The 25,542-nt window shown below is 49.8% G+C and carries 26 protein-coding genes; 15 read left to right on the top strand and 11 right to left on the bottom strand.

The genetic code is table 11. The annotated features are described in order from the left end of the window. Positions 1-124: 124 nt before the first annotated feature. The 6 genes from GQE98_RS12265 to GQE98_RS12240 all read left to right on the top strand — a co-directional run bounded on the left by GQE98_RS12265 (position 125) and on the right by GQE98_RS12240 (position 5,506). The gene (locus GQE98_RS12265) at positions 125-736 is read left to right on the top strand and encodes a CDP-alcohol phosphatidyltransferase family protein (RefSeq protein ID WP_161315913.1); all 612 of its coding nucleotides are present in this window, start codon (positions 125-127) and stop codon (positions 734-736) included. 79 nt (positions 737-815) lie between these two features. Continuing rightward, the gene (locus GQE98_RS12260; protein WP_161315912.1) at positions 816-1,667 is read left to right on the top strand and encodes an MBL fold metallo-hydrolase; all 852 of its coding nucleotides are present in this window, start codon (positions 816-818) and stop codon (positions 1,665-1,667) included. 105 nt (positions 1,668-1,772) lie between these two features. After that, positions 1,773-2,723 (top strand): choline ABC transporter substrate-binding protein, encoded by a 951-nt coding sequence (locus GQE98_RS12255; protein ID WP_161315911.1) that lies wholly within the window; start codon positions 1,773-1,775, stop codon positions 2,721-2,723. A gap of 85 nt (positions 2,724-2,808) precedes the next feature. Beyond that, the gene (choW, locus tag GQE98_RS12250) at positions 2,809-3,654 is read left to right on the top strand and encodes a choline ABC transporter permease subunit (RefSeq protein ID WP_161315910.1); all 846 of its coding nucleotides are present in this window, start codon (positions 2,809-2,811) and stop codon (positions 3,652-3,654) included. 1 nt (position 3,655) lies between these two features. Next, positions 3,656-4,837 carry a choline ABC transporter ATP-binding protein gene (choV, locus tag GQE98_RS12245; RefSeq protein ID WP_161315909.1) on the top strand — a complete coding sequence of 394 codons (1,182 nt, stop codon included), beginning with the start codon at positions 3,656-3,658 and terminating at the stop codon, positions 4,835-4,837. A gap of 36 nt (positions 4,838-4,873) precedes the next feature. Then, positions 4,874-5,506 carry a glutathione S-transferase family protein gene (locus GQE98_RS12240; RefSeq protein WP_161315908.1) on the top strand — a complete coding sequence of 211 codons (633 nt, stop codon included), beginning with the start codon at positions 4,874-4,876 and terminating at the stop codon, positions 5,504-5,506. Positions 5,507-5,511: 5 nt separating this feature from the next. On the opposite strand, the gene bmt is transcribed toward GQE98_RS12240, so the two are convergent. The 7 genes from bmt to GQE98_RS12205 form a co-directional block, all read right to left on the bottom strand. Beyond that, positions 5,512-6,546, bottom strand: coding sequence for a betaine--homocysteine S-methyltransferase (bmt, locus tag GQE98_RS12235; protein WP_161315907.1), 1,035 nt, complete (start codon positions 6,544-6,546; stop codon positions 5,512-5,514). A gap of 31 nt (positions 6,547-6,577) precedes the next feature. After that, a complete protein-coding gene (locus GQE98_RS12230) occupies positions 6,578-6,970 on the bottom strand; it encodes a DUF4389 domain-containing protein (RefSeq protein WP_161315906.1) in 393 nt (130 codons plus the stop codon). A gap of 61 nt (positions 6,971-7,031) precedes the next feature. Next, a complete protein-coding gene (locus tag GQE98_RS12225) occupies positions 7,032-7,496 on the bottom strand; it encodes a methyltransferase family protein (RefSeq protein WP_161315905.1) in 465 nt (154 codons plus the stop codon). Between the two features lie 75 nt (positions 7,497-7,571). Continuing rightward, positions 7,572-8,759, bottom strand: a complete 1,188-nt coding sequence (locus GQE98_RS12220) for a pyridoxal-phosphate-dependent aminotransferase family protein (protein ID WP_161315904.1) — start codon at positions 8,757-8,759, stop codon at positions 7,572-7,574. Positions 8,760-8,845: 86 nt separating this feature from the next. Continuing rightward, the gene (locus GQE98_RS12215) at positions 8,846-10,111 is read right to left on the bottom strand and encodes an MFS transporter (RefSeq protein WP_161315903.1); all 1,266 of its coding nucleotides are present in this window, start codon (positions 10,109-10,111) and stop codon (positions 8,846-8,848) included. Further along, complete coding sequence (locus GQE98_RS12210; RefSeq protein ID WP_161315902.1) at positions 10,108-11,328, bottom strand: multidrug effflux MFS transporter; 1,221 nt, start codon at positions 11,326-11,328, stop codon at positions 10,108-10,110. Before GQE98_RS12210 ends, GQE98_RS12215 begins: the two co-directional genes overlap by 4 nt. A 164-nt stretch (positions 11,329-11,492) precedes the next feature. Next, positions 11,493-12,035, bottom strand: a complete 543-nt coding sequence (locus tag GQE98_RS12205) for a hypothetical protein (protein WP_161315901.1) — start codon at positions 12,033-12,035, stop codon at positions 11,493-11,495. A gap of 275 nt (positions 12,036-12,310) precedes the next feature. Between GQE98_RS12205 and GQE98_RS12200 the strand changes: the two genes are divergently transcribed. From GQE98_RS12200 to GQE98_RS12180, 5 genes are all read left to right on the top strand, one after another. Beyond that, positions 12,311-13,684, top strand: a complete 1,374-nt coding sequence (locus GQE98_RS12200; RefSeq protein ID WP_202526257.1) for an MFS transporter — start codon at positions 12,311-12,313, stop codon at positions 13,682-13,684. Between the two features lie 23 nt (positions 13,685-13,707). Then, on the top strand, positions 13,708-14,466 hold the full coding sequence (locus GQE98_RS12195; protein WP_161315900.1) for an SDR family oxidoreductase: 759 nt from the start codon (positions 13,708-13,710) through the stop codon (positions 14,464-14,466). An 80-nt stretch (positions 14,467-14,546) separates the two neighbouring features. After that, positions 14,547-15,386: a pirin family protein gene (locus GQE98_RS12190; RefSeq protein ID WP_161315899.1), complete on the top strand. Its 840-nt coding sequence runs from the start codon at positions 14,547-14,549 to the stop codon at positions 15,384-15,386. An 85-nt stretch (positions 15,387-15,471) separates the two neighbouring features. Then, complete coding sequence (locus GQE98_RS12185) at positions 15,472-16,701, top strand: NADH:flavin oxidoreductase/NADH oxidase family protein (protein WP_161315898.1); 1,230 nt, start codon at positions 15,472-15,474, stop codon at positions 16,699-16,701. Between the two features lie 98 nt (positions 16,702-16,799). Next, a complete protein-coding gene (locus GQE98_RS12180) occupies positions 16,800-17,243 on the top strand; it encodes a hypothetical protein (protein ID WP_161315897.1) in 444 nt (147 codons plus the stop codon). A 36-nt stretch (positions 17,244-17,279) separates the two neighbouring features. Here GQE98_RS12180 and GQE98_RS12175 read toward each other — a convergent pair whose 3' ends face one another. Beyond that, complete coding sequence (locus GQE98_RS12175; protein WP_161315896.1) at positions 17,280-17,888, bottom strand: 2-hydroxychromene-2-carboxylate isomerase; 609 nt, start codon at positions 17,886-17,888, stop codon at positions 17,280-17,282. 82 nt (positions 17,889-17,970) lie between these two features. On the opposite strand from GQE98_RS12175, the gene GQE98_RS12170 reads away from it, so the two are divergent. Then, positions 17,971-18,552, top strand: coding sequence for an HD domain-containing protein (locus GQE98_RS12170; protein WP_214646497.1), 582 nt, complete (start codon positions 17,971-17,973; stop codon positions 18,550-18,552). A 22-nt stretch (positions 18,553-18,574) separates the two neighbouring features. On the opposite strand, the gene GQE98_RS12165 is transcribed toward GQE98_RS12170, so the two are convergent. From GQE98_RS12165 to GQE98_RS12155, 3 genes are all read right to left on the bottom strand, one after another. Further along, positions 18,575-19,489 carry a DMT family transporter gene (locus tag GQE98_RS12165; RefSeq protein WP_161315894.1) on the bottom strand — a complete coding sequence of 305 codons (915 nt, stop codon included), beginning with the start codon at positions 19,487-19,489 and terminating at the stop codon, positions 18,575-18,577. A 166-nt stretch (positions 19,490-19,655) separates the two neighbouring features. Then, a complete protein-coding gene (gene msrA / locus GQE98_RS12160) occupies positions 19,656-20,297 on the bottom strand; it encodes a peptide-methionine (S)-S-oxide reductase MsrA (protein ID WP_214646496.1) in 642 nt (213 codons plus the stop codon). Between the two features lie 117 nt (positions 20,298-20,414). Beyond that, positions 20,415-21,185: a class II aldolase/adducin family protein gene (locus tag GQE98_RS12155; protein ID WP_161315893.1), complete on the bottom strand. Its 771-nt coding sequence runs from the start codon at positions 21,183-21,185 to the stop codon at positions 20,415-20,417. A 229-nt stretch (positions 21,186-21,414) separates the two neighbouring features. On the opposite strand from GQE98_RS12155, the gene GQE98_RS12150 reads away from it, so the two are divergent. The 3 genes from GQE98_RS12150 (at position 21,415) to GQE98_RS12140 (ending at position 25,542) form a co-directional block, all read left to right on the top strand. Further along, positions 21,415-23,721: a methyl-accepting chemotaxis protein gene (locus GQE98_RS12150; protein WP_161315892.1), complete on the top strand. Its 2,307-nt coding sequence runs from the start codon at positions 21,415-21,417 to the stop codon at positions 23,719-23,721. Between the two features lie 295 nt (positions 23,722-24,016). Then, complete coding sequence (locus tag GQE98_RS12145; RefSeq protein ID WP_202526256.1) at positions 24,017-24,832, top strand: ATP-binding cassette domain-containing protein; 816 nt, start codon at positions 24,017-24,019, stop codon at positions 24,830-24,832. Beyond that, positions 24,829-25,542 carry an ABC transporter ATP-binding protein gene (locus GQE98_RS12140; RefSeq protein WP_161315891.1) on the top strand — a complete coding sequence of 238 codons (714 nt, stop codon included), beginning with the start codon at positions 24,829-24,831 and terminating at the stop codon, positions 25,540-25,542. The genes GQE98_RS12145 and GQE98_RS12140 overlap by 4 nt, the downstream gene beginning before the upstream one ends.

Below are 25,542 nucleotides of genomic sequence, written 5' to 3'. Positions count from 1 at the left end.
AATTCACATTATCGGGAGCAGGAGCGATATCGCTTTGCCTTGTTATTAGAATCCTACTATGTAACTTTTGAATTCACGATCTCACGGTTATTTGGGTGAATCAATAGGGTATTTCGAAGAAAAAATGTTTGATGCAGCGCTGCGAAATATCATTGATCCGCCCTTAAATGCGATGGGAACGAAAATTGCCGCCATTGGAGTTTCCGCGAATACTGTCACGGTCGTTGGCTTTCTCCTCGGCATGTTGTCGGTTCCCTTTATCGCGACAGAGCACTATGGCGTAGCCCTTATTCTTATTGTGCTGAACCGGCTATTTGATGGCCTGGATGGCGCTGTTGCGCGCCATTCGCTACTGACAAATTTCGGGGGCTATCTTGATATTGTCTGTGACTTCATTTTTTATGCGGCGGTTGTTTTTGGGTTTGCGCTGGCTCGCCCCGAAAATGCACTCTATGCGGCCTTTCTCATTTTCAGTTTCATGGGCACAGGGTCGAGCTTTCTGACCTACGCAATAATGGCAGAAAAATACGGCATATCGACGGATATTCAGGGGCGCAAATCGCTCTATTATCTCGGCGGTCTTGCTGAAGGCGGGGAGACAATTGCCGCAATGTTGTTGATGTGCATATTCCCGGACTATTTTTTGATCATCGCGCTCATGTTTGGTGCCATGTGCTGGATAACGACAGTTACGCGGATCTATGCCGCCTGGCTGACTTTTGGTAAATCCAACTGAACGGCATTGTAAGGCGGCTTGGAACGGCTATACTCCACCGACGGTAATTAAAAATAATAAAAATGAAGGAGGACCCCGGATGAGCAATTGGCAAGTCGGCAATGTGAAGATTACCCGTGTTGTTGAGGTGGAGGCAACGGGCGGCACCCGTTTTATCCTGCCGCAGGCGACCCCGGAGGCCGTGCAGCCCATTGACTGGCTTGTCCCGCATTTTGCGACAGCGGAAGGTAAGCTGATCATGAGCATTCACGCGCTTATCATCGATACGGGTTCGCGGCGGATTATTGTCGATACCTGCCTTGGTAATGATAAAAAACGAGAAATTCCTGCCTGGAATATGATGCAAACAACTTTTCTGGAAGACCTTGAGGCGGCCGGATATCCACGCGAGAGTTTTGATACTGTGCTTTGTACACATCTTCATGTCGATCACGTGGGATGGAATACGATGCTGGTGGACGGCAAATGGGTTCCTACATTTCCGAATGCACGCTACCTGATTGGGCAAAAGGAATGGGACTATTGGCGGTCGACGGCGCAAGAAGAGTTTGGGGACGTCATCGGCGATTCCGTAGCGCCAATTGTTGATGCGGGGCTTGCTGATCTGGTCGCCATGGATCATCAGATCTGTGATGAGGTAAGCCTGTTCCCATCCCCTGGCCATACACCAGGGCATGTCTGTGTACAAATCCGTTCCGCAGGGGAGGAGGCGATTATCACCGGCGATAGCATGCATCATCCCTGCCAGATTGCCCGGCCTGAATGGTCAAGCTCCGCTGATGCTGATGCAGATGCCGCCCGGACGACTCGGAAGGTATTTTTGGAGAAATACAGTAATTCGGATACACTGATTATCGGAACACATTTCGCGACGCCGACAGCTGGGCATCTTAAGAGGAAAGATGACGGCGAGTACTGGTTGAAAACCTGAGAAGAACCCGAACGTCGACTTCTTTATAGTATCTGGCGCTAAGGGAGGGGAGCCATTACCTATCGCGTGCAGAAATTATTGTGTCTAAAAACAGGGAGCGACGAAATGCTTAAACAATTTTCAAGGACGTTTTTGATTACCGCAGCGGTAGTGCTCGCAGCCGGCCCAACGGCCTTCGCGGCAGATTCTGAAACATGCAAGAAAGTAAGGTTTTCTGATGTCGGCTGGACGGACATTACAGCCACTACAGCGGCAGCTTCCGTTGTTCTGGAGGCGTTGGGTTATGAACCAACGGCGACTGTTTTGTCTGTTCCGGTTACCTACGCTAGCCTGAAAAACGGGGATATTGACGTCTTTCTTGGGAACTGGATGCCGACAATGGAGGCGGATATTGCGCCGTATCGCGAAGACGGATCAGTTGAAACCACGGGAATGAATCTTTCCGGAGCGAAATATACGCTTGCCGTCAATAAAGCCGCGGCAGATGGTGGTATCAAGAGCTTTTCTGATATCGCAAAATTCAAGGAAAAGTTGGGTGGTAAGGTATACGGAATTGAACCCGGTAATGATGGAAATCGCCTGATTCAGGACATGATCGATAAGGATGCCTTTGGGTTGAAAGGCTTTGAGGTTGTTGAATCGAGTGAGCAGGGGATGTTGTCTCAGGTCGCACGGGCTGACCGGAAGGACGAATGGGTCGTTTTCCTTGGATGGGAGCCTCATCCTATGAACGCGAATTTTGAGCTGAACTATCTTGCCGGTGGTGACGATTACTTCGGGCCGAATTTTGGCGGCGCGGAAGTCTATACGAATGTGCGCAAGGGATATCTGGCAGATTGCCCGAATGTGGGCAAACTCATATCTAACCTGAAATTTACGTTGGCGATGGAAAACGAAATTATGGGGGCGATTCTTGACGATGGTGAGGATCCGAATAAGGCGGCCAAGGCCTGGCTGAAAGCCCATCCGGATGTGCCCGCGGCATGGGTGGCGGGCGTCACAACATTCGATGGCGGCGATGCGACGGAAGCCCTTAATAAAGATCTCGGGATGTAATTGAAAGATGGCGGCAAGGTAATCATCCTGCCGCCATTTTCGTTATTCGGCATATTCAGACCACGTAGAATAGGGGGGGCGTGAGATGGAGTGGCTTACCGATCATAAAATTCCACTTGGTAAATGGATCAGCGATGGGGTTGATCTTCTGCTTGATCATGGGGCGTGGATTTTCGACAGTTTTTCGGATGGGTTGGCGTTTTTGATCAATGCGCTGGTTGATCTGATGCTTTGGTGTCCCCCTCTTCTTCTGGTGGCGATATTCGCCGCGCTGGCCTATGCACTGCATCGAAGCTGGAAACTTTCTCTTCTGATCCTGCTTTCCTTGTTGCTTGTCATTAACCTTGGGTATTGGGAAGAGACGGTTCGAACCCTGGGTCTGATAATGTTTGCAACATTGAGCTGCGTCATTGTCGGTGTCCCGCTTGGGATAGTGGCGGCGCATCGTCAGGGTTTCTATACATTTTTACGTCCGGTGCTTGATCTCATGCAGACGATCCCGACTTTTGTTTATCTGATTCCGACAATGATCATGTTCGGCCTTGGCGTGGTGCCGGGGCTGATCTCCACGGTTATCTTCGCTATCCCTGCGCCAATCCGACTTACCTATTTGGGTGTTTCCAATGTTCCTAAATCCCTTATTGAGGCCGGAGAGGCGTTCGGCGCGACAAAGCGGCAGATTCTTTGGAAAATTGAACTACCTCATGCGGCGCCGACCATAATGGCCGGCGTGACACAGTGCATTATGCTCTGTCTTTCCATGGTGGTGATTGCGGCAATGGTTGGGGCGCCTGGCCTTGGTGTTCCTGTCTTGCGGGCCCTTAATACGGTGAATATCGCGAAGGGATTTGAGGCGGGTCTTGCCATCGTGATTATCGCCATATTGCTTGATCGCGTCTGTAAGCAGCCGTCTAACACGGAGAAGAAGTAGGATGGCTGTCGTAGAATTCAGGGATGTCGATATTATTTTCGGGGGAACTCCCGCTCCTGCGTTGGCCTTGCTCGATCAGGGGGCAGACCGCGAGAAAATCCTCGCTGAAACGGGAAATGTACTCGGCGTGGCCGGGGCGTCGCTTTCCGTTGAGGCAGGTGAGATTTGTGTCCTGATGGGCTTGTCTGGGTCGGGCAAGTCGACATTGCTCCGTGCCGTCAACGGGCTGAACAAGGTCACACGTGGAAAGGTCTTGGTTGAGCATGAGGGAAATCAGATAAATCTGCCCGAATGCGATGCTGTAACACTAAGGCATCTCAGAATGCACCGTATTTCAATGGTCTTTCAGCAATTTGCGTTGCTGCCCTGGCGAACCGTGTCGGAAAATGTCGGCTTTGGTTTGGAGCTGCGTGGGGTGGGCAAGCGAGAACGAAACCGTATCGTCGAGGAAAAGCTGGAATTGGTGCAGCTTGATCAATGGAAGGACAAGTTCGTACATGAGTTGTCTGGCGGTATGCAACAGCGCGTCGGTCTTGCCCGGGCCTTCGCAACCGATGCCGACATTCTGCTGATGGATGAGCCCTTTTCCGCGCTTGATCCGTTGATCCGCAACCGGTTACAGGATGAGCTTCTGGAGCTTCAGGAAAGAATGCACAAGACCATCATATTTGTTAGCCATGATCTTGATGAAGCTCTCAAGATTGGCAACAAAATAGCGATCATGGATCAGGCACGGATTGTACAATATGATGAGGCGGAGGAAATTGTCCGTAATCCGGCGAATAAGTATGTCGCGGATTTTGTGGGGCATATGAACCCGCTCAATGTTCTTAAAGGCAGGACATTGATGACGTTGACAGAAAATATACCAAGAAATGACGGAGAGCTTTTGTTAGACCGTGCAGGATACTGCCGTCTGAAAATAGACGAGGTATCCACAATTTTATCGGGTACGTCTAACGGACAACCGTCGGAAATAATCTCTTATACGGGTCCGGAAAGTATTGCTGGAATCGAGTATAATCAATTTGTCACCGCACCTGCCGATATCATGCTCAGGGACGTGATTGAAATTCGCCGTCGTTCGGGTTCGCCGGTATTGTTTGTTGTAGATGGAAAACTTATCGGTATGATTGGCGACGATGAGATCTTTGAAGGGTTTCTTAATTTACAGGGTAATTAACTAGTCTGGGGCGCAACACTGGATGAGGAAATAAGAATGAAATTATATGATTGCCCAGGGCCGCCTAGCCCGCGTCGTGTCAGGATCTTTATGGCGGAAAAGGGAATAGATATTGAAAAAGTGATTGTTAATATCCGTGAAGGAGAGCAGTTTAACGACGAATTCAAGGCTATTAATCCGCACTGCACCGTACCGGTGCTGGAGCTGGATGACGGAAGCCGGATCTCTTCGATCGACGCGATCAATCGCTATCTTGAAGAGAAATTCCCCGAACCACCGCTATTTGGTAATTCACCGGAAGAGCGTGCGCGTATCAATGATTGGTGCCATTATATTAATGTGAACGGCTTTATGGCAGTTGCGGAAGCGCTCCGTAACTCCGCGCCACGGCTCGCTCATCGGGCCATAACCGGGCCGCGCAATGTTGAGCAGATTGCTGAACTTGCGGAACGTGGACGTCAACGGGTCGTTTATTTCTTCGAGGATTTAGACAAGCAGCTTGAAGGTCAGGAGTTCGTGGCGGGCGACAGCTACTCGGTTGCGGACATTGGCGCACTGGTGGTTGTAGATTTCGCGACCGCCATGGCGAAGATTGAAGTGCCGGATGGCCTTGATAATCTAAAAAACTGGCATACGAAAGTATCCGCCCGCCCCAGCGCGAGCGCATAGAGAACCTAACTCAGGCGGCGGCGACTGCGGCGATTGCTTCTGCCAGTTGCAGGGGCAGCCCCGTGAGATGCTTCTACTGGTAATTTGACCTGCCAGACGGGACCAAAGCGCGCCTCGATATCCGAGATATCGATGTCCCGTTTGGGCGTGTACCCGTTGAGAGCGTCAGCCATCGCTTTCAGGTGCGCGTGACTGGTCCCGCAGCAGCCACCAATGATACGGGCTCCTGCATCAGCGGCGAGCCGGGCATAGTCAGCCATCACATCTAACGTTCCGCTATAGATTAGTTTGCCATCCTTGAATTCGGGAATACCGCAGTTGGCTTTGGCAACAATGATATCTCCTTCAGCCGATGTGGATCTAAGTCCCAAGACCGTTTCCAGCAACTCACCCGCGCCAACCCCGCAATTGGCTCCCCAGCCGATCGGGCGTGTGGGTAACGCATGGCAAAACTCTGTAAATTCTGCGGGCTTGATGCCCATCATTGTGCGCCGATTAGTATCGAATGACATGGTGCAGACAAACGGATGGCCGGTTGCCTCGGCGGCTTCAGCAGCGGCGGCAACTTCCTCTTTGGAGGACATGGTTTCGATCCAGAGCACATCGACACCGCCTTCAACCAGCGCATCGGCCTGCGCCTTGAAGGCATCAACAGCGCTTTCATGTGTCAACATGCCCATTGGCTCCATCAGCTCTCCTGTTGGTCCCATGGAGCCCGCAACGATTATAGTCCGGTCAACACGATCTGCCTCTGTCCGGGCAATTTTCGCAGCCGCAAGGTTAAGCTCCCGAACGCGGTCTTGCGAGTTATGAAGCTTGAGCCGGTAGCTTGTTCCGCCGAAACTGTTGGTCAGGATGATATCCGAGCCAGCCTCAACGAAACCCCTGTGCAAATTATGGATTTTCTCCGAGGCATCGATGTTCCACAGTTCTGGCGCGTCACCCGACTGCAAGCCGACGGCAAAGAGATTAGTTCCGACGGCGCCATCAGCTAGCAAGAAGGGTTTGCTGTCGAGAAGCTGTTGAAGTTTATTGACCATCTTTATGTCCTATGAAAAGGCTCCACAAAGACTACGCATTATTTGGGCCTTTGTCATTATTTGCGTCTTCTGACGGCTTCGGCTTATCAGAGGTTTCCTCGGCCACGATGATCACGTCATCGCTTGTATCATTTCCGGTCGCAGGAGGCGTTTCCGGCGGCCAGGGTCCAACAGGGAAAGGTTTTTCATCGCTCTGATAGGATAAATAGGCGACAAGTTGTTTATTATATTCCGCAAGCGCTCCCCCGAAGGATTGTATCCGATCAAAAGGAGAGCCGGTCAGCAGGGCCTTTAGAAATTGTATGATGGTGATAGCAAAGAGTACAATACTGGCGACCCGAAAAATGATCGCGTAAAGTATAAGGTATATTAATCTCGTCCATGTTGCTTTTGATTTAACATGCTTCTTAACATCATCCGTCATCTGTCGCGCCCCTTGGTTTATTCAAATATTTACTCTCGAAAAATTCAGGCCTTACTGACATTTACAGCCAACGCCGAACCTTTGCTTTATAGTCTAGATATTCCTTGCCGAACTTATCTTCAAGGTAGGCTTCTTCTCGTCCTATGACATAATACCGAATTATGACGAGGCAAACGGGCAAGAGGATGAGAGCTGGCCAGCTACCCGCAGCGATGGCAATCCCGGCATAAAAGAGCCCCATGGCGACATAGATGGGGTTGCGCGAATATTTGTAGACACCATCGGAAATAATTTTTGTTGTCGGTTTCCAGGGTTCGACGTTAGATTCGACATTTTTATGTTTTCGCGCTGTTCCAATGAGATAAATAAGGGAAATAATTGCGATTACACCGCCGATAATGGTCAGATAAACCGATGCGAGATGGCCATTCATCCAGGCGGAATCAAGAAGAATACCAGCCACAAGAAACGCCATATAAAAAAGCGGCGGAGGTATTTTAACCCCTGGGTTATCATGTTTCGTCATGGATGCCTCCCATTCAAGGCGCTAAACGTGGGCAAAAAATAGTTTCGGGCCTGCGTCCTGAGTCACAGGTCGTTACTATCGCGGCACACTAGCCGCAAGGTAATCAATCGCCGCCTGTACACCGCCTTTGCCATGAGGAATACTTAGGGCATTCAGGCTCATTTCGATGACGCCCAGCGTACCAAGCAGCGTCGGAGCATTAATATGTCCCATATGCGCGATGCGAAGCGCCTTTCCTGAAAGTGAAGCGATGCCGACGCCAATAACAACCCCGCACTTTTCGGCGCAATACTCATGGATGGCACCAAGTTTTTGTTCATCACGGACAAGGACGGTCGTGACAGAGTCGGCGCGGTCATCCGGATCTATAATATTAAACGCAAATTCGTCTTTTTCGGACCATTTTGCAACGGCAGCCCGGGTTGCGCCAGCGAGCAGACGATGACGGTTGAAAATGTTATCAAGGCCTTCGTCACGAATTAGTTCAAAGGCTTTTTGAAGGCCGAAAAGCATATGGACCGGCGGCGTGCCAGCGTAAGTCTGGTAATGCTCGGAACCTTGCCGACTGGTCCAGTCCCAATAGGCGGTGCGTAGGTTGGCTTTTTGATGAAACGCCATCGCTTTTTCATTGGCAACTGTAAAGCTAATGCCCGGGGACATCATTAGGCCTTTTTGACATGCAGCGACAGTGACGTCGACCCCCCATTCATCCATCCGGTAATCCATTGTTCCAAGAGAGGCGATTGTATCCACCATGAGTAATGCGCCATGTCCGGCATTATCAATCGCCCGGCGGATTGCCGGGATGTCATTAACAACGCTTGATGCCGTGTCGACCTGAACCACAAGGACAGCCTTGATATCGCCACTCTTATCCGATTTAAGCCTCTCCTCGACGGCTTCCGGATCAACGGACTTTCGCCAGCTGCCGGGCAATACTTCAACGTCAAGACCAATAGTGCCGCCAGTTTGTCCCCAGCCACCAGCAAAAGAGCCGCTTTCCAGTACCAATATTTTGTCGTTACGGCACAGGACATTGCTGAGCGCCGCTTCCCAGGCACCATGTCCGTTGGCGATATAGATAAAGGGCATCCCCTTCGACTTGGTAATCATGCGAAGGTCATCTTTAAGCCGCGCGGTCACATTGACAAGCTCACCCTTGCGGATATCAATCGCCGGGCGGTGCATGGCGGACAGAACTTCATCCGGCACAGTTGTCGGGCCAGGAATGCTCAAGAATTGGCGGCCGTTTTTGACGCTCATAATGGTAAATTCCTGCAGTAGATAATCAATAAGATAGAAAAGTGTATTCGCTTTTCGGTCAAGGAAAATGTAAATTACAAACGCGCTTATTTGTCATTAACGTCTTTCTCCTGCTCATAGGTTTCCTGCGCAACGGTACTGTAGAGTTGTTTGCTTGACGAGCCGAGGCTGCCCAGAGGTAAGAACTCCGCTTTTTTCTTGCCCGATGGCCGCTGAATTACACGTATTATTGTCAGAACTGCAAGGAATAGGGTGCAACTGATGACATAGTAAAACAGACCATTTGGCCCCACCTGGCCCATGATCTGTGACGCGACAATGGGTCCAATGCTGGCCCCAGTTCCATAGGCCAGAAGGAGGCCGGCAGAGACCTGGACAAGCCGATCCTGATCGGCGAGATCATTCACCTGCGCGGAAGACATGGGATAAATTGTGTAGCAAAATCCGCCATAGATAATACAGAAGGCAAACAACGACAGAATGTAATGCTCTTCCGCAGCCCATATTATGCCCCCACTGACCAGAGCAGTTGCCAGGGCAGATATGATAAGTATCGTCCGTCGATCAAAAAGATCGGATAGGCGTCCCACGGGAAATTGCAGTAGCATGCCCCCCAGAAGAATGGTCGCCATAAAGGTTGATATCTGTCCGAGGCTGAGGCCGATGGTGGCCGCGAAAATTGGTCCCATACTGTTGATTGCAGAATTCGTGAGGCCAGAAACAAGGGTGCCGGCGACGCCGACAGGGGAAATTTTAACAAGCTCACGGAATTTCATCCGCTCGGGCGCGCTGGGTTTCGGGACCGTCGCGCGCGTCAGAAGAATAGGCACCAGCGCAATGGAAAATATAATGGACGCGACAGAGAAAAGCTGAAAACTGTCAGGGTTGGCAACAGTGATCAGGAACTGGCCAGAACCCGCGCCAAGATAGTTTGTAATCATATAAAGTGAAAGAACGCGTCCGCGGGTGGCATTCGTCGAGCGTTCGTTGAGCCAGCTTTCAACGATCATGACCATGCCGGCCATGCAAAATCCGGTTATCGCCCGTAATATAAACCAGGCAACAGGATCAATAATAAGCACATGAGCAAGAACTGCAACGGACATGACCGAAGCGAAGGCGGCAAAACTGCGGATATGTCCGGCGCTGGCCACAATGCGAACAGCATAAAACGCGCCAAGAAGCATGCCGATAAAAAATCCGGCCATAATTATGCCGGTGACTTCCGTCGAGAAACCCTCGATTTTACTGCGCAGGCCAAGCAACGTGCCAAACATGGCATTTGCGACCATCAGGAGGCCATAGCTGGAGAGGAGTGACGCGACGGATTTTATCGAGCTCCAGAGCATCATTCATGTCCAGAAGTATTGGGAGATGTCCGGACAGTCCAGATCATTGCGGCAAGGGATAATGCTCCAAGCACGGCAAAACTGGAGACCAATGGGAAAACTGTCCCGTCATAGAGTTGCGCGATGACTGTGCCCAGTCCCATTGAAACAAAAGTAGTTATTGACCCAATGACGGCCGCCGCGACGCCTGCAATATGGCCGAGCGGCTCCATTGCCATTGCGTTGAAATTTCCAAACAGAATACCGATACAAAAAAAGATAACCATAAAAAAGGCAACCAATGTCCAAAGCGGTGGATGGCCGTTCCAAGCGTAGGTATACACCATAAACGATACTGATATTAAGGTTAGCATGACGAGAGCGTAATAGGAAAGCTTGCGCATGCCAAAACGCATCACCAATCTGGCGTTAACGAATGATGCCGCACCAAGGGCCAATGCGAGCAAGCCGAAATATACAGCGAACATTTCACCAACACCGTACTGGTCCTGAAATATCTGCTGCGACATGGTAAGATATCCAAGGAAAGCACTAAAAATAAAGCCGCCAACCATGGTAAAGCCAAAGGCCGCGCGTGTGCGTACAACCTCATTGGCAGCCTGCCAAATACGCTTTATTGAAAGGCGCGCGCGTTTTTCAACGGCAAGGGTTTCTTCCTGTCGAAGGCTGAACCAGATTAAAGTCGCCAATCCAAGAATGAACAATACCACAAAGATCATCCGCCATTCGGCGAAGATCAGGATAAGTTGACCAAGGGCAGGCGCGAGGACTGGTACTAAGATGAAAACCGTCATGACCAAAGAGACGAAACGTGCCATTTCCCGCCCCTCATACTGATCACGGATAAGGGCGAGGGATACGATCCGCGGTGAGGCGACCCCCAATCCCTGTAACAGGCGACCGATCAACATAACCGTAAAGTTCTCGGCGAAAATGGATAGGAGGCACCCGATAAGAAACAACCCGAAGCCTATGTAAATTGCGGGCTTGCGCCCAGTGCTGTCGGAAAGGGGGCCGTAAAATAATTGGCCGATCGCAAGGCCTAGAAAGACAGCTGCGATTATATACTGGCGATCGTTCGGGTTTTCTGCATGAAGGTCTTGACTGATATTAAAAAGAGCCGGGAGCATGACATCAATAGACAAAGCGACCATAGAAATCATCAGCGCGAGCAAAATAACCTGCTCGACAAACCCAAGTTTTTTTGACGGCGCGGACATTGGCGAGCTCATTTTCCTGTTTTACGACAACATTCGGGATAGCAAAGCAGGAAGCTGCAAGGCCTTCTAGTGGAGAGCCATCTTCCGCTCAATGAGCCTCCACTATACTATATTTCATTTAAGGCGGAACAGATTGTTTTTAGTCAAACATCTTTTGCTGGACTTTAAGCGCTACTGGCGCTGCCCATGACATTTTGCAGTCTGTGAAATGTAAGGTCATCCCAACCTGATGATCCGTAAAATTCAATGAAGTCGCGACCGTTCCTTTGAAGGGCGGGATGGTTCGTTTGGAATCCGATCGCGCGAACATACTCGTCATTCGTGACGACAAATTGCGTTTTGTATGGAAACAGAAAGTAGTTATTCTCCCGTTCAAATTGGTCCCGCGCTTCCTCATAGTTACGGCACCAGATATTAAGAAAACTTCCGCATTGACTATCATACCAAAGTTCGCCCATATCCTCACCAATTTGCGCAGACCCTCCCAGGACATGACTGGCGTGCTGCCAGCTTTTAAAACCTGCGAGACGCGATACGGCTTTAAGTCCGTCTTTATGCCGGAAAGGCGGTTCCAACTGGCCGGATTGTTTGAGTGCGTTCAGCGCGTCGGGCTTTTCCTGCATGGCAGCTTTCAGCAGAATACGACTGCGGATTTTGAGTTCCATAAGCGATCGGCAGGGAAGAGTAGTATTTTGGGAAGTGGTCATATTGTAACTCCTAAGTTTTATCCGGCATCCCGCGAAGCCAAACTTGAAAGTTTAAAATATGCCTGTGTCTCAACTCTTTCTCAGGGTGATGTCATCTTGAGCGGGAAGGCGCCCCTGCGAACCTGACGCCAATATATGCGTCCTTTTCTACAAGTCAATTGAAGACATTACTGATGCGGGTGTTTTTCCATTTCGCTTGGCCGGAATACTGAGTTAGACTTTAACCAATGCTGACGGGAAATTCCGCTTTGCAAGGCCAATAATAAGGAAACAGCATGACGCAATTAAAAAACAAGGCCCAGTTGCATGGCATGGATGCGCTGTTGGCACGGACTCCTTTTTTCTATGGCTGGGCGGTCGTCGCTATTGTTTTCATCACAATGGGTATCGGCGTAAATGTCCGGACGTCATTTTCGTTACTTTTCCCTGCCATTTTAAATGAGTATGGCTGGGACCGGGCAACGACCGCGGCAACTTTTTCAATAGGCTTTGCTCTGGCGGCGATACTGGCGCCGATTGTCGGGAAACTCCTGGAATTCGTTGCGCCAAGGTTTCTTCTGTCAATTTCCGCATTCACGGTTAGTCTCGGTCTGGTTCTGTCAACAATTGCAACGCAGCCTTGGCATTTTTATCTCACTCTTGGAGTGTTAATGGTCGGGACCGGTATTGTGCTGACCTATGTCGGCCAGTCGATGTTTCTGCCGAATTGGTTTCAGCGCCGTCGCGGGCTTGCCGTAGGGATTGCTTTTTCTGGTGTCGGTATAGGCTCTATGGTTTTGATGCCCCTCATTCAGGAGACAATTTCTGCGGAGGGATGGCGCGAAGCCTGTTGGCTAATGGCAGGGCTACTAATGATTATCATTCTACCGGTAAATTTCTTTTTACAGCGTAAGCAGCCCTCCGATATTGGTCTTTATCCCGATGGGGACGCAGCGCCGGATCAGGAACAGACTCATGCACAGCAGTCCGCGGCGGACCCTGTCGTGGATCAAGACTGGGTTAATACCGACTGGACTTTGATGAAGGCGTTGAAGACGGCCACATTCTGGTGGCTGGCACTGGCTTGTTCGACGGCGCTTTATGTCTGGTATGCGGTGCAGGTCCATCAAACGAAATATCTTATCGAAATCGGTTTTTCCGATTTGGAGGCCGCCTCCGCGTTAGGGCTCGTTGGGTTTGCGGGAGTGCTCGGGCAGATTTACCTCGGTAGTTTGTCAGATCGTATCGGTCGGGAATGGGTTTGGACCATCTCAACCGCGGGATTTCTGCTGAGCTGTATATTGCTATTAATCATGGAGAATATCCCAAGCGCCGTTATGATGTATGCCATGGTTATTCTTCAGGGTGGTCTTGGGTATGGCATTGCAACCGTTTTCGGATCTATGCCTGCTGATCTCTTTCAGGGGCGCGGATATGGCATTATCTTTGGTACTATCAGTACACTTGCATTGATTGGGGGCGCGGTTGGGCCTTGGCTGACCGGCTTGTTTTATGACGAGGCGGGAAATTATCACCTCGCTTTTTACGTTATTATTGCCATGTCTGTCATCTCGATCCTGTCCGTCTGGCTCGCGGCTCCGCGAAAACGGCGCTTGGTTGCCGGACAAGCCAAAAAACGCGCTGCAAATGCGGCACTAGTGAATAGTTGAAATAATGAGTTATGGATTTAGGAATGACTATGCAAAACAAGATCGCGCTAGTTACGGGGGCAGGGGCCGGAATTGGTCGTGCGGTCTCGCTGGCGCTTTTGCAAAACGGATACAGGGTTGTTCTCGCAGGCAGGAATCGAGATACGCTTCAGGAGACAGTTGAGCTTGCCGGTTCAGACTCTTCATATGGGTTGGTAGTACCGACCGATGTGAGCGATCCAGCTTCAGTAAATGCCTTGTTTGACGCAATCAAAGAAAATTTTGGGCGGCTTGATCTGTTATTCAATAATGCCGGAATTGGCGCGCCACCGGTGCCGCCAGATGAGTTGGCGGTCGACCTTTGGCAGAATGTTGTGAATACGAACCTGAATGGATCCTTCTATTGCGCGCGAGCCGCTTTTGGAATGATGCGCGAACAACGCCCGATGGGCGGGCGCATTATCAATAACGGATCTATCTCTGCCCATGTTCCAAGGCCCTACAGCATTGCTTACACCACCACCAAGCATGCCATTACGGGATTGACGAAATGTTTATCCCTGGATGGTCGCGCGTATGATATTGCCTGCGGGCAAATAGATATAGGCAATGCAGAAACCCCTATGACCTCGAGAATGAAAAAGGGGGTTCCGCAGGCTGATCTTACAATGGCGTCGGAACCGCTCATGAATGTTGAGAATGTTGCCTCTGCGATTCTTTATATGGATAGTCTAACCCTTGAGGCTAACGTTCAGTTCATGACAATTATGGCGACGAAAATGCCATTCATTGGGCGGGGATAGCAGGGGCTTACAATTTAGGATTTGATACCTAAATCTACCTGAACATTCTAATTTATATCAGACGGAAAGTAAGGTGTGTTATGTCCGATTTACGCAAAGTTTCCCGAGATATTCTCTCGATTGAGGCCTCCGACGGTGCAGGTGTAAAGTTGCGTAGGTCTATCGGATCGGAGATGATCTCGGAATTGGACCCATTTTTGCTGCTCGATAACTTTGGAACGGAAAATCCAGATGATTATATCGCCGGCTTTCCGTCACATCCCCATCGCGGATTTGAAACGGTGACCTATATGATCGAAGGCCTCATGCGACATAAGGATTCAACTGGAGCGGAAGGGGTGCTTGGACCTGGCAGTGTCCAGTGGATGACGGCGGGGCGTGGCATCGTACATTCGGAAATGCCCGAACAGCGCGAAGGCCGGATGAGCGGTTTTCAGCTTTGGGTTAATCTCCCTGCCAAGGACAAGATGTGTCCGCCTCGCTATCAGAATATTGATCCTGAAGATGTGTCCGTGGTCGATATCGGTAGGGCGCACATCCGCGTTTTGGCGGGTACTGTCGATGGGCCCGAAGGCGAAGTTGTTGGGCCGGTGACTGGCATTGCGACGGATCCGATTTATATCGATGTGACACTTGTGCCTGGCGGAAGCTATAGCCACGCGTTGCCAGAGGGACATACGGCCTTTGCTTATGTCTTCGAAGGGACAGTCAATGTTGGTGGCAGTGCCATCGACAAGCATCATCTTGCTATTCTCACTGATGGTAAAGGGGTTGAACTTACAAGTGAGGCTGGTGGACGGGCTATCCTTGTCGCTGGTCGACCTATCGGCGAGCCTGTGGCCCGCTATGGGCCATTTGTAATGAACAGTTTTGATGAAATTCAACAGGCCGTTGAGGATTTTCGAACAGGTAATTTCTAAGACGGCTTGATTGGCGTGACAAAGCCCAGTAGGTTTCCCACGTAAAAAATTGTCACCTTGAGAATGACGAAATGGATAAATTTTGATGACTGCGGATATTTCTTTTCCTATTACCCTCCCGTGCGGTGTTTCTGTTAAAAACCGGATTGCAAAAGCTCCGATGACTGAGGGGCTTGCCGACCCGATGAACCGAGCGACCGAGCGTCATGTCACGCTCTATCGCAAATGGGCGGAGGGTGGCGCAGGTATTCTTGTAACAGGCAATGTGCAGGTCGATCGACGGTATCTGGAGCGGCCGGGGAATGTCGTTGTTGATCAGAATGGCGGCCTGGAGGAGCTTCGGGCCTTCGCAGCGGCAGGTACAGTGAATGACACCTTGCTTTTTATGCAGATTGGCCACGCGGGGCGGCAGACCCCCCGTCGTGTGAACCCACGCCCTGTTGCCCCGTCTGAAATTGCGATGACTTTACCCGATAGTGCGTTTGGCGCGCCAAGGGCACTTACCTCTGATGAAGTCGAGGATGCTATCCAGCGCTTTATCCATGTGGCGACGGTCGCTAAGGAAACGGGGTTTTCCGGTGTGCAGATACATGGCGCACACGGATATCTGATATCGGAGTTCCTGTCGCCGCTTGCCAACCAACGAACTGATAAATGGGGTGGCAGCCTTGAAAACCGGGCCCGCCTACTAAGGTCCGTGGTGCAGGGCATTCGCGCTGCCGTTGGTTCCAGCTACCCGATTTCTGTGAAGCTGAATTCCTCCGATTTTCAGAACGGTGGGTTTAGCCATGAAGACTGCCTGCAGGTCGTAAAATGGCTGGAGGAAGATACGGTAGATCTTCTCGAAATCTCAGGTGGCAACTATGAAAACCCCGCCATGATGATTGGGGCGCGTGGCGCTGATGAAATAAGGAATACGACGATTGCCCGCGAAGCCTATTTCATGGGCTATGCAAAAAGCATTCGTGCCGCAACCAGTATCCCCCTGATGGTAACCGGCGGGTTTCGCAGTCGCGCTGCAATGGATGCGGCTCTTGCCGAGGGAGATGTTGATATCATAGGTATTGGACGTCCCATGTGCGTAGATACGGATGCGCCTAATCAGCTCCTTGCCTCGCCGGTGGCCAGTACTACTGCCTATGAGCAGAGTATAAAGCCTTCCAAAGGAGCTCTGGGCTGGTTCTGTCTCAATATTATCCGGATTGCCGACGGCAAAGCGCCGGATCCCGGTATGACTGGAGAAGAAGCGATTAGTGCCTATCTTGAAAATGAAGAGAAGACAGCATCATCCTTGGAAGGGCGAGATATTAATTAACCGGTTAAGTGTAATTGAATGTGTTTTTTGATTCATATCAATGCGATTCTGGTGCGCTAGAGTTAAAGTAAATCATATTCCAAGAGTGGGAGAGATTTATGTTTGGCAGCCCATCTTTGATAACACGCATTGCGATCGGTAAATTCATCGGGTTGGTTTTTGGCTTGATCGGATTTTATCTGATGCCATACCTTTGGCCAGAAAGTGATATGCTGCTGCGTCTCGGTGTCCTGTTCTGGTATATTACCGTCGGGGCATTTATTGGCGTATTCGGAGTGATGAACTGGCACCCGATAATAAAAATGCCGCTACCCTGGTGGTTTCGTGCGCCATGGATTGGCGGCTGGATGAATTTTGTCCTTACCTTCTTTGCTTATGATGCGTTCGAGCGCATGATGATTTCCATGCTTGGGCCGGACTTTCCCTTTTTATCGCCGTTCTGGTTTGTACTGGAAGGCGCCATTATTGGTTTGATCATGGGTTATTTTGCCACCAAGTTTGGTGGAGAAGGAAAGGAAACCGTGCCCGAGCGCCCCCTATAGTTAGGGGCGGAGGGCAAACCGTTTGGCATGGGCGCGTCAGCGCTGCCGCGTGATTTCTTTTTCGACTGCGCCAAGCCGATCCTTGCCGAAATACATTTCATCGCCAACAAAGATCATTGGTGCCCCAAAGCAGCCGCGTTCGACGGATGCATTTGTATTTCGGATTAGGGTTTCTTTTATAGCCGGTTCCTGAGTGCGCTCGACAATTTTGGCCCCGTCGAGGCCGGCACTATTCAGTGTTTCGACTATGACTTCAGGATCATCCATTTTCTTTCCGGTTTCCCACATGGCGGTAAATATCGCGTCTATATATTCTTCTGAGCAGCCTGCATCCTCCGCGACGATTGCACCGCGCATAATTTGAACGGTATTAACCGGAAAATTAGGGTTCATGGCAAACTTTGTCAGTTTATGCTCTTCAACGAAGCGTTTCGACTCAAGGCGCATGTAATCCATCTTGAGGGGTATCCCTTCAAACTGTTGCATCGGAGATTTGTTATTGGTCAATTTGAACACTCCGCCCAGCAAAATCGGAAAGTAGCTAAATTTGACGCCAGTTCTTTTCTCGATTTCAGGAATGACCTTATGCACGAAGTAGCAGTTAGGGCTGCCAAAATCATAATGAAATTCAACCTGCACAGACATATTTACATTCCTTTTTTGTTTTTTTCCGCCGTGTTATGCTAAAGGAATATATACAAAATTAATGAAAAATGGGAACACCGAAATGAATGATATGTCGAGTGAGCGGGCCAAATTCAGCCAGATGGCGGAAGGCACGGCGGCGGATTATAAGATAATTTCTGATAATTTCAGGACTTTCTCCAAAGAACTTCCCGATAGGGTGTTGAGCCATTTGAAGTTACTGGAAGGAGATTTCGGTGGTTTTGCGGTAGACCGGCTTGAACATTCTTTGCAATGTGCAACCCTCGCTCATCAGGACGGTCAGGATGAGGAATATGTTGTTGCGGCACTGCTCCATGATATCGGGGATACTTTGGGGACCTTCAATCATGCGGATATCGGTGCGGCGATGCTGAAACCCTTTGTTTCCGAAAAGATCCATTGGATCCTCGAAAAGCACGGAATTTTCCAGGGGTACTATTTCTTCCATTATATTGGGCTAGACCGGGATATGCGGGAAAAGTTTCGCGGTCACGAACATTTCGAGGACTGCGCTCATTTTTGTGCGGCTTATGATCAAACCGCTTTCGACAAGAATTTTGAATCTGCCTCGCTCGATTTTTTTGAGCCCATGGTGCGCCGGGTTATGGCCAAACCAAAGCAATCAATCTATTTGATGGAGTAGGGGGATCACCCCTTTGCCTTCCCTATACCTTTGTCTCGATGGCTGACGGCGTGCGCGCCTGGCGACTGACCTGAAGCTCCCGGTGGGAAATATAGGTTGCTGCGCCGACAATGACCGCGCCGCCGATCGTGACAAATGGGTCAAGCGGTTCACCGAAAACCAAGATACCCAGAATTGTGGCCCAGACCAGTTGAAGGAAGCCAAGAGGTTGCGTCACTGTTATAGGTGCCGCCTGGAATGCCCGGGTCAGGGTATAGTGACCAGCCGTGGCAATGACAGCAGCGAGGAACAACCAGGCAAGTTCATGCTCTGTTGGGGTGCGCCATTGTATAATTGCACCCGGTAGCAGGGTTATGGTGCATCCAATGGAGAGCATGCCAACAATCATGGATGAGCTCTGTGTTCCGGTCAGTTTCTTTGCAATAAGAAAGGACACGGCGAATAGGGGCGCCGCACAAAGCTGTGCGATTTGGCCAAGTTGAATCTCCTGAAAACCGGGACGCAATATAATGAGAGCACCGACAAATCCTGCAACCACCCCGCCAATGCGTCGAAACTGTAATTTCTCCCCAAGAAATATGGCGGCGCCTATGGTCACGAATATCGGGGCGACGTAACCAATTGCCGTTACTTCCGCAATTGGAATGCGAGCCATGGCATAGAACCAGAGCATAACACCAACTCCATGGACCAGACCCCGTGAAATATAAAGCCGGGTATTCCGCTTATTCGGGATGCCGGGCCAATGCCGAATAACCATGGGGAGAATAATCAATGACCCCAATAAATACCGGATAAACGCGGCCTCGATCGCCGGCATATCGGACCCTAGATGCCGCACTATCCCCGTCATGCCGACAAAAAGAAAGCTGGTCAGGATCATCCAGGCAATCCCTTGCAGGGTCGTACTGTTTCTGAGGGAGCTGGATACTGACATGCGCTGGCCTTTTTTATTTTTATTGCGGCGATGTACTTAGGGGTTCAAGCAAAGCTGTCGCGCGGACATTCATTTTAGGACGCGCAACAGCATTTGACTACATTATTTCGGATTGGCTTATTTTTAATGAGGACGGAGCGGAAAGCCTCGTTTCGCTCCTACGCCATTAATGATCCATTATTCCAGAATGAGCCTGATCTCCCCATAGCGCCTCGACTCCCGCATCCCGGCCACAGGTGAGGCGGTAAAAACTATACCTAATTGGGTTTATCTCGGCGTAGTTCTGATGATAATCCTCTGCAGGATAAAATTTCGTGGCAGTTCGAATGGGCGTAACAACAGGATCGCTCAATAACCCCGAAGCACTAAGTGCGGCCTTGGAATTTTCGGCTGTTGATTTTTGGGTATCGCTTGTTACGAAAATAGCGGTTTTATAGCTTTCACCTCGATCACAGAATTGTCCACCATCATCCGTAGGATCGACACTCCGCCAGAATATGTCCAGAAGCTTGGCATAAGAAACCTTGTCAGGATCGAAGACAATTTCTACCGCCTCCAGATGTCCGCTGCTACCTGCCGACACGATTTCATAAGTCGGGTTAGGCGTTTCTCCGCCGATATAGCCCGAGGTCGTCTTCAGCACGCCAGGAACATGATCAAAGTCTGATTCCACGCACCAGAAGCATCCGCCCGCGAATATTGCGGTATCCTCAGCCGCAACGGCTTGAGTGGTCAACCCGAAGGCGCCTCCCATGATAGTTGTGATCGCCACCAAAACTTTTAAAAAGGGCGAGTATGGTTTCTGCATTAATGCTACTCCGTTCTCAACAATTAAATAGTAAACGGAAGCTGGTCTAAATGATCTTTAATTACCAGTGCATCTCGCAAAGATTTGATATCACGATAATATCATGGGAGTGTTACTTCAGTCCGCGTAACCCGGCAGTTGCCGATCAAGTTTGCGCAAAAGGGCCGTCCAGGCTATTCCGGAAACAGCCGCGAGACCCTTCTCACCCTGTTTTGCTGTCACTTCCTTAACGCTATCGGATGGATGATGTAGCTTGCGACCGCCAGCCAGACTGGCTACCTGCATTTCGCAGGCCCGCTCCAGAAAATACATGTTCATAAAGGCTTCTCGGACCGTTGGGCCAAGTGCAAGTGTGCCATGGTTCCAAAGCAACATCATGTTCTTCTCGCCCAGATCCTTTTGCAGGCGTGGCCGTTCGTCATGATTAAGGGCAACACCCTCATATTCATGATAGGCAAGCTGTTCGCGAACGAGCAACGCCGTCTGATTGAGGGGTAAGAGCCCTTCTTCTTGCGTTGCGACGGCAGTGCCGGCCGGGGTATGAAGATGCATAACGCAGCCCGCATCGTGGCGGACTTCATGTACGGCAGAATGAATGGTAAACCCGGCCGGGTTCACTTTAAACTCATTTTCACCGACGACCTCTCCATTCATATCAATCTTGACTAATGACGAAGCCGTGATTTCATCAAACATCATACCATAGGGGTTAATGAGGAAATGGTTTTCAGGTCCTGGAAGGCGGGCGGAGATATGGGTGAAAATCAAATCATCCCAACCGAAAAGGGCAACTATTCGGTAGGCAGCTGCAAGATCGACCCTGATACTCCATTCTGCATCACTGAAATGATCACGTTTTGTAGAATTTTTTAATGTCGCTAAGCTCATTTTAGTCTCCCATCTTTAATTACCCACCCGAAAATTCGGATGTGTAGGAGTTATTTCCCCTGTAAGGCGCATCCTATCATTTTTTATCTCTCGGTTAATTGTAGCGAATATTGTAGTGCGAGAGCAATTCACTTCTGCATTTTGACCCCTAACCCGATGTTAATAATTCTGCGGTAATTATGCTTAAGTAATTGCAAATGAAGAGGGGCCGAACTGGCTAGTTCATAAAATGGTAAAAAAAATAAACCAGTTTTTTACGAGTAAAGGCAACCAGGAAGATACGGCAGAAGAGGTTAAATATTCCAAATTCGGAATTGGCCCCCGGCTTGTTGCCGCCTTTTCTATCGTTGCAATTCTAACGATTGCTATATCGGTAATCAGCTGGATTAGTCTGGGGACAATCACTTCGGCCCAGCAAGAACTGAATAGCCAGAAGGTTCCGGCTATTTCTCTTGCCTTGAAACTTGCCAATGAAACAACAGCACTTGCCGCAGCGGCGCCCCAACTCAGTACGGCGAAAACAGAAGCGGAGCGAAACCAAAGCTTTAAAGCCATAACAAATGCCGGTGAGAAGGCTTCAGCGAGGCTGAACTCTTTACGTAAGTATATGGACGGAAATCTGTCTCTACAAAAAGTTGATGACGGATTGAACAAGATGCAGGATAGCTTGGTGCGCCTGAATGAGCAGGTTCAAAAGCGTATAGAATACTCGAATCAATTAAGCACGACTGCTCCGCGGCTTTCCGGTGCTCGGGATACATTAGACACCGGATTAAGTGCTTTCCTTTTGCCGCTCAGGGTCCAGGTCATCGAGAATTCTGACAATTGGAGTAAAATGCTTTCTCATTCTGTTGATCAGGCGTTGACGGGGGTGAAGCCGGATTATGATACATCTGAGTATTCTAAGGAAATACTTGATATACTTGGGTTTCAGGACAACATTTTTACATTCAAGAGCAACGGATATCAAATGTTGAGTCTGTTGACTGAAGGGTTGCAGGCGGATGACATATGGGCAGTAAAGGATCTTGAAGCCGTCTTCCTATCCTCAATTGCCTCAATAGGCACACCACTGAGTGAAATTGAAAACCGTACATCCAAGGCCAAGGCGCAGGAACTTTCAAAGCTGTTCAATGATTTCCTAGCCATGGGCGTTGAGGACAGTACCGAAAATTCAATCAATATTTTCAAGACACGTATCAAGGAATTGGAAGCCGCGGATGCAGCGCAAAATATTGTAAGTGAAAGTCGGTTTCTGGCTGGTATCCTCGTTAAGAATGTAAATACCTTTACCTCTGAAATTGAAGCCTCACTGGGCACCGCCGCAACGGAAAATAGCACCCTCGCGAATACGACACGAATGACATTGCTACTTTGCGCCGTGGTCGCCCTTATCATTACGATCGGTATCGGCTGGCTCTATGTACGTCGCAATATCATTCGCCGTTTAATGCTCCTTGTCGATTCTGCTCAGCGGCTTTCGGAAGGGGATTTGTCTTCAAGTATTTATCGCGAAGGACGCGACGAAATAGCGCGAATGGGACATGCACTTGTGGGCTTCCGTGATACAGCAAGAGAGGCGGAAGCTGCCCGTGCGGAAGCTGAAATGCAACGTCAGAAGCGTGATGAAGAAAAAGCGAAACGTGAGGAAGAACAGCGCAATGCTGAACGTGAGGCCACAGAAACGAAAACCAGAGAGCGTAATCAGTTGGCCGATACTTTTGAGGGGAGCGTAAAGCACCTTGTTGAAAACTTTGCCGCCGCGGCTGTGGAAATGACAGAAATGTCGCAGTCGATGACGAGCTCTGCAGAAGATACGACACAACGTTCTGCAACTGTCGCTTCGGCATCAGATCTTGCCGCTTCCAGCGTTAATTCTGTTGCTGCAGCAACGGAGGAACTCACGTCCTCCATCAATGAAATCAGCCGCCAGGTTAACAAGGCTGCAAATATTGCAGGAGAGGCTGTCTCTGAGGCAGAGAGAACAAATATTATGGTTACCTCTCTGAATGAGGCGGCATCAAAAATTGGTGACGTCGTCGGCCTGATCAACGATATTGCGGGGCAGACAAACCTTCTCGCCCTGAATGCGACGATTGAGGCTGCTCGTGCTGGTGATGCCGGTAAGGGATTTGCAGTTGTTGCCAGCGAAGTGAAGAACCTGGCTGCCCAGACCGCAAAAGCAACGGAGGAAATTTCCGAGCAGATCAAAGCTGTCCAGGAAGAAACTGGTAACGCGGTCGGGGCCATCGGTGGCATCACGACGACAATCGGCAAGATAAACGAGATCGCAACATCGATCTCCGCTGCTGTAGAGGAACAGGGCGCGGCGACCGGTGAAATCAGCCGCAGCGTCCAGCAGGCTGCCGAGGGTTCGCAAGAAGTATCCCAAAATATCCTTTCTGTCAGAAATGCCGCAGAATTAACGGGTAAGGCAGCATTGGAAGTACAGGAAATATCCAATGGGATTGCGAAGGAAGTCTCAGAGTTGGATCAACAAGTAGAAGGTTTCCTCGCGCAAATCCGGGCAAGCTAAACCTATAAACTCAACAAGGGCAGTATTGGCAGGATAAATGTCTTGAAAATACTGCCTTTTGTTTGTTGGGATGCACAACCTGAATTAGAAGGAAAAATGTTTACTCTCGTCCTTTCTGGTTCTGCGCGACTAAACAAATTTTTTTTACTGGCCAAAATGCTTTCTATGAGTCACAGTTAATTCACAAAAAAGAAGAATAACGTTTTAACTGGGAGGTGGACGCTTAGGCGTCTGGAAGCGTGTTCATAATGAAATTGAAAATGCATCCGGGAGCTTGTGCAACCATTAGCTATGAGTGAACAAAAATACAGATAATGCAGCGTCTGCGGACGTTTTAGCGACGGATACTTTGCTAAGTGTTCAGGATGTCAGTGTTCATTTCGGCGGGATCGTCGCTTTGGACGGTGTTTCGTTTAATATTCCTGCGGGACAGATTGTCGGCTTGATCGGGCCCAATGGTGCCGGAAAGACAACACTTTTTAACTGTATCAGCCGACTTTACGACGTGAATTGGGGCGATATTCTATTTCGCGGTCAATCCATCCTTAAAAGCCCTGTACACCGGATGAGCGAAATTGGCATTGGGCGGACATTTCAAAACCTTGCCCTGTTTTCCAACCTGAGTGTTCTTGATAACATTATGATAGGCGGTCATTCGACCGGGAAATCGGATTATTTCAGTAATGCCCTGCGCTTACCCTGGACAAAACGAGAAGAAAGGGAATTGCGTCACCGGGCCCTTGAAATGCTGCGTTTCATGAAACTAGAGGACACGGCCCTTCAGCGTATCGGAGGATTGTCTTTTGGTATCCAGAAACGCCTGGAAATTGCTCGTGCCTTATTAAGTCACCCGAAGCTCCTTCTTATGGACGAGCCTGCGGGCGGCCTTAATCACAATGAATTATCACTCCTTGTAGATACAATCCGCCGTATTCGGGACGAATTTGGTACGACGGTTCTTTTGGTGGAGCACCATATGGGCGTGGTTATGGAAGTTTCTGAGAAAGTTGTTGCACTTAACTTCGGTCGCAAGCTCGCGGAGGGGGCGCCAGCGGAAATCCAGCAACATCCTGATGTTATTGAAGCGTATCTGGGGACGGGCAAGAAATGAGTCATCTGCTTGAGGTAAAAGGGCTTGAGGCGTCATATGGCCCGACGAAAGTTCTGCATGGACTGGATTTTAGCCTGGATAAGGGCGGCGTTACGACAATACTTGGCGCAAATGGCGCTGGTAAAACGACAACTTTGCGTGCGATCAGTGGGATGGTGACGCGCAAAGGGAGTATTGCGCTAGATGGTGCCGAACTAACTAATCTACAAACGTCAGACATTACGCGTAAAGGTATCGCCCATGTGCCTGAAGGGCGCGGCACATTCGTGAGAATGTCGGCAGAGGATAATTTGCGGCTGGGCTCGTATAGCCGGAGTGATAAGGCAGGCATTGCGGAGGATATGGAGCGGGTTTACAACTATTTCCCTATCCTCAAACAGCGGCGAAACCAACAGGCTGGCACATTAAGTGGCGGTGAAGCGCAAATGCTGGCTGTTGGTCGGGCGTTGATGCTCCAACCAAAACTTTTGTTGTTGGACGAGCCTTCTTTCGGGTTGGCGCCGTTGATTGTGCAGGAGCTCTTTGAGATTCTGAAGAAAATTAACGTCCAAGAAGGGGTGAGCATGTTGCTAGTTGAGCAGAATGCGTCACTCGCGCTTGATCTCGCGGATCACGCCTATTTATTGGAAACGGGGAATATCGTTATCTCCGGGACGTCGGAATCAATTCTTGAAAATGAGACCGTTCGCCGGTCCTACTTAGGGTATTAG

Source organism: Sneathiella litorea (genome assembly GCF_009882915.1).
Taxonomy (GTDB): domain Bacteria; phylum Pseudomonadota; class Alphaproteobacteria; order Sneathiellales; family Sneathiellaceae; genus Sneathiella; species Sneathiella litorea.
The sequence above is the reverse complement of the archived record's forward strand: the minus strand, read 5'-3'. Positions and strand labels throughout refer to the sequence as shown.